The following is a 738-nucleotide window of genomic DNA, read 5'->3' as shown; positions in this document are numbered from 1 at the left end:
AGCCAACGGCCTGGAGCCCTGGGCCTACCTCAACCACCTCTTCGAGCACCTGCCAGCGGCCAAGACCCCAGAGGCCATCGCGGCTCTCCTGCCGCACAACCTGAAAATGGACGACATCAAGCCGGTTGGGTCAATCCTGTAGTTGGCCGGACGCTTACGACTGACGGAGATCGGTCATGCCATCAAGCTATCAGCAAGACTACTTCACCTGGACCCAGGAGCAGGCCGCCTATCTCCGGCAAGGCCGCCTGGAGTTGCTGGACCTGGAGCATCTGGCCGAAGAGGTGGCCGATATGGGCAAATCCGAGCAACGCGAACTGGCTCATCGGCTGGCTATTCTCATCGGGCACCTGCTCAAATTAGAGGTGCAGCTTGATCGCACCCGCACCAACGAGAAGATCTGGCGCAATACCGCCAAGACCCAGCGCGACCAATTGAGCAAGCTGCTGCGTCAGAATCCAGGGCTCAAGAACCCGGCGTATCTCGCCGATACCTTGGACACCGGCTGGCAAGATGGTCGCGATCTGGCCATCCGCGAAACCGGCCTGGACCCTGAGGCATCCCCTAGCTATTTATATTTTAAACAAAGACTTAAACAATGGTTGCGGCGCGACAATGAACAGGCACAGGGGATCGTGGTCCTTGGGAAGTGACGAAACCACCCAGGAGACCCCCGATGCCTGTCATCACGATTCTACACCGATGCCTGGATCCGTTACTTCCACACATCTATTGCCG

Annotated in this window: 2 protein-coding genes; both read left to right on the top strand. The window is 58.1% G+C overall.

Annotation, left to right across the window (positions count from 1 at the left end; translation table 11 throughout):
• Nucleotides 1-10: 10 nt before the first annotated feature.
• Nucleotides 11-142, top strand: a complete 132-nt coding sequence (locus tag CKO27_RS23985) for a transposase domain-containing protein (protein WP_420825870.1) — start codon at nt 11-13, stop codon at nt 140-142.
• A gap of 34 nt (nt 143-176) precedes the next feature.
• On the top strand, nt 177-653 hold the full coding sequence (locus CKO27_RS23980; protein ID WP_200377415.1) for a DUF29 domain-containing protein: 477 nt from the start codon (nt 177-179) through the stop codon (nt 651-653).
• Nucleotides 654-738: the final 85 nt, after the last annotated feature.

The sequence above is a fragment of the Thiocystis violacea genome (genome assembly GCF_016583575.1).
In the GTDB taxonomy this organism is placed as follows: domain Bacteria; phylum Pseudomonadota; class Gammaproteobacteria; order Chromatiales; family Chromatiaceae; genus Thiocystis; species Thiocystis violacea.
This window is presented reverse-complemented; position numbering and strand designations above follow the sequence as displayed.

Coding starts and splice junctions, on each gene's coding strand:
- CKO27_RS23980 (WP_200377415.1), top strand. CDS start 177: ATGCCATCAAGCTATCAGCAAGACTACTTCACCTGGACCCAGGAGCAG.